The sequence below is a fragment of the uncultured Rothia sp. genome, assembly GCF_916049665.1.
GTDB lineage: Bacteria > Actinomycetota > Actinomycetes > Actinomycetales > Micrococcaceae > Rothia.
The window spans coordinates 1-3,650 of record NZ_CAJZIE010000107.1; the positions used below are offsets into that span (position 1 = coordinate 1).

At 59.1% G+C, this 3,650-nt stretch carries 3 protein-coding genes; all 3 read right to left on the bottom strand.

The genetic code is table 11. The features are described from left to right. Nucleotides 1-100: 100 nt before the first annotated feature. Genes QZ540_RS08190 through QZ540_RS08200 form a run of 3 tightly spaced genes read right to left on the bottom strand, consistent with a single transcriptional unit; the run spans nt 101 to nt 3,184 of the window. A complete protein-coding gene (locus tag QZ540_RS08190; RefSeq protein WP_049338337.1) occupies nt 101-745 on the bottom strand; it encodes an LUD domain-containing protein in 645 nt (214 codons plus the stop codon). Continuing rightward, nucleotides 745-2,373: a LutB/LldF family L-lactate oxidation iron-sulfur protein gene (locus tag QZ540_RS08195; protein WP_070665979.1), complete on the bottom strand. Its 1,629-nt coding sequence runs from the start codon at nt 2,371-2,373 to the stop codon at nt 745-747. The genes QZ540_RS08190 and QZ540_RS08195 overlap by 1 nt, the downstream gene beginning before the upstream one ends. Nucleotides 2,374-2,389: 16 nt before the next feature. Continuing rightward, a complete protein-coding gene (locus QZ540_RS08200; protein WP_005504630.1) occupies nt 2,390-3,184 on the bottom strand; it encodes a (Fe-S)-binding protein in 795 nt (264 codons plus the stop codon). Between the last annotated feature and the right edge of the window lie 466 nt (nt 3,185-3,650).

Consider the following 3,650-nt stretch of genomic DNA (forward strand, 5'->3'; position numbering starts at 1 on the left):
TGCTCTGAAAGATGCAGAAGCCGAGAGGGCATAAAGAAACCGCCCGGGAGCCTTAGCTCTCGGGCGGTTTCTTTAGAGGTTTGCCTTCTGGCGCTTTACCTTAGGCATCGTAGATGATGACGTCCAGGGTACGGGGGCCGTGCACGCCCTCCACGCGGATCAGCTCGATATCACTGGTTGCAGACGGACCGGAAATCATAGTCACGGGGCGGGTGTAGGTGATACGCTCGATCGACTCGGGAACCAGCTCCACCACGGTGGAACGGGGCACCACGCAGATGTGGTGGTCGGGCACCAGGGTGATGGCGCGGCGACCCTCATCGGGGTTGGTGTTCAAGAAGATCGTGCCGGTCTCTGCACAGGAGACGGTCGAACCGGTCACCACAGCGTCAACTGCGTCCAGTTCCTTCAGGGACAGGCAGCCGGGCTTGAGGGTGCTACCGGAGTCGGTAACGCGCTTGCGGTCAGCGGTGTCAGCCGGCAGCCACTCCATGTTCAGGCCCTCGGGAACCACGTAGGTGGACTTTTCACCCAGGCGCTCTGCGATGACCTCGGAGATGTTCTCCTTGTTCGCGTGGAACACGTTTGCCTTGTAGTCAATGAGGCGGTCGACGAGCATCTCAATGGTCTGCTCTTCGGTCAGCTCGCTGACGCGGCGGTAGTTACGTACGGGCTCGGGGGCGACGGGTGCGTCAGCCAGGGACGAGCGGATACGTGCGAGGATATCTTCCTTAGCAGAGGACATTAGTTGTTCTCCTTAGCTTCACGGGCTTCCTGAGCAGCCTTAGCGTTTGCAGCCGCTTCAGCTGCCTTACCCTTGTTAGCCTCGATGAGGGCCTGAATGTCAACGCGCTGTGCGTTATCGCGTGCCGGAGCCTGACCCTTCTCCTTCTTCCACCAGTTGCGGAAGGATTCCTTGGGGGGCTCGGGGATGTCGCGGTATGCGGTCCAGCCGCCGACGATACCGGGAACAGCGGTGATCTTGTGCTTGCGGCCGCTAATGAGGCGGGACATGGGCAGACCACGTTCTGCAATCGACATCATCTTGCCGGAGGTGAAGAGCTTCTTCGCACCGAGCATCATGCCGTCCATCTGCGAGAAGGGAGCCTTCTTGTTGCCCTCGAACTCGCGGATAGCGTGCTTGGACTCGACGTCCTTAGCGCGCAGGTGCACGAGGACCTCGGGGAAGTTAATCTTCACGGGGCAGACCTCGTAGCATGCGCCACAGAGGGAGGATGCGTACGGCAGGGAGTTGTTCTCTGCAGCCTCGATACCGGAGAGCTGCGGGGACAGAATCGCGCCGATGGGGCCCGGGTAGGTGGAGCCGTAGGCGTGACCGCCTGCGCGCTCGTACACGGGGCACACGTTCATGCAAGCGGAGCAGCGGATGCAACGCAGTGCCTGGCGACCCAGCTCATCAGCCAGAACGGCGGTACGGCCGTTGTCGATGAGGATGACGTGCATGTTCTGCGGGCCGTCACCGGGGGTTACACCGGTCCACATGGAGGTGTAGGGGTTCATGCGCTCACCGGTGGAGGAACGGGGCAGCAGCTGCAGGAATGCCTCGTAGTCCTGGAAGGTGGGCAGAATCTTCTCAATACCCATGAAGGTAATGAGGGTGTCGGGCAGGGTCAGGCACATACGGCCATTACCTTCGGACTCCACGATGGTCAGAGTACCGGTCTCAGCAATACCGAAGTTGGTACCGGAGACTGCCACGGTAGTGTTCAGGAACTTGTTACGCAGACGGTTACGCGATGCCTCTGCCAGTTCTGCCGGCTCATCGGTGATGTCCGGGTTAATACCCTCAATTTCGCGCAGGAAGATGTCGCGGATTTCGCGGCGGTTGCGGTGAATTGCGGGCACCAGAATGTGGGAGGGGCGGTCGTGGCCGAGCTGGACGATTTCTTCTGCCAGGTCGGTCTCGATAGCGTTGATGCCGTTTTCTTCGAGGAATTCGTTCAGGCCGGTCTCTGCGGTTGCCATGGACTTAATCTTGATGATTTCGTCCACGCCCTGCTCGCGAATCAGGTCCAGAGCAATCTGGTTCGCCTCGGTGGCGTTGCGTGCCCAGTGCACGTGGCCGCCTGCGGCGGTGAAGTTACGCTCGAACTGCTCGAGCAGCTCGGGCAGGTTCGCCAGAACGTAGTTCTTGACGGACTCACCGGTGTTACGCAGGTCCTGCCAGTCGGGCACCTCTGCGGTGACGCGTGCGCGCTTGTTACGGATCGCGTGGGTCACGAAGCGCAGGTTGGCGCGTAGCTGCTCGTTCTTGAGCTCTTCCTTCGCGTACTTGGGGAAGGGGGTTTCTTCGAAAATGTTGCCCTCGCCGTAGTGAACGACCTTGGGCATACCAAGCTGAATAGCGGTCATGAGGTCTTATCTTTCCTTAGCCGATCGAGAGCTCAACACGCTCGGAGTTAATCTTGAGCGGGTTTTCCTTGGTGGATGCGAGGATCTCAGCGAAGTGGATGGTCTGAACGTCCGAGCCGCGACGCATCAGCGCACCGCCGATGTTCATCAGGCAGGAGCAGTCGCCGCCGGTGCAGACGGAAGCACCGGTTGCTTCAACGTTGTCTGCCTTGTCGTTGACCATTGCGCCGGAGACGTCAGCGTTCTTGAAGGAGAAGGTACCACCGAAGCCGCAGCACTGGTCCATGCCCTCGAGCTGGGTGTACTTGATGCCTTCGACGGTGCGGACCAGGTCCTGCTGGCGGGTGCCCAGGCCGAGCATACGCATACCGTGGCAGGAGCTGTGGTAGGTGACGTGCTCGGGGAAGTAGGAGCCGAGCTGCTCGGCAGCGTTGGTGATGCCCAGGATGTCGATTAGCAGCTGGGAAAGCTCGAAGGTGCGGGAAGCAATCTGCTCTGCCTTCAGAGCCAGCGCTTCGTCGCCGCGGCTACGTGCGACCATTGCCTGCTGGTGACGCAGGGAAGCAACGCAGGAGCCGGAGGGTGCAACAGCTACGTCCCAGTCCCAGGAGTCGAAAGCTTCAACGTGGTTCTTGATGACTTCGTAACCGTCATCGAAGTAGCCGGAGTTGACGTGCATCTGAGAGCAGCAGGTCTGGTTCGGGGGGAAGACAACCTCGTGGCCCAGGCGCTCAAGAATTTCGACGGTGGCGCGTGCTACGCGGGGGTACATGCCGTCAACGATGCACGTGGAGAAGAGTGCAATGCGCATGACTTGTCCGTCCTTTCCTCTGTGTTCAGAGTTTCTCGGTCTCACCGCCTGCGTCTGGGGCAGGCGGGGCACAGTCCGAATAAGTTCGGTCTTCCAAAGAGGCGACTCAGCTGTATTGAGTCGGGGAAGCTGGGCCGGAGAGCTCCGGCTGAATGTGCGCGCCCCAAGTGGAGGTGGGATGCGGTGGGATCAGAAACCGTGGTGATGTCTTTTATCTTTCTAGCCATTTAACACCGTTGGGCGGCTTTTCTCTAGTTGGAATAGCACATACTTTCCTTGTTAAATAACCGGTTAGGTCGACCTGACCTTAAGGTATATTTCCCTACCTTCCGGTACATGTGACCTCATCTCCCATGCACCCCCCGTAAGACCCCTATATTCTTTTCGCAGATTGAACATTTATCAAACACACAGAAGTGGACCATAAACCCCCTAGAAATCCGCCGTTCTGAAGATTTTATGGTTG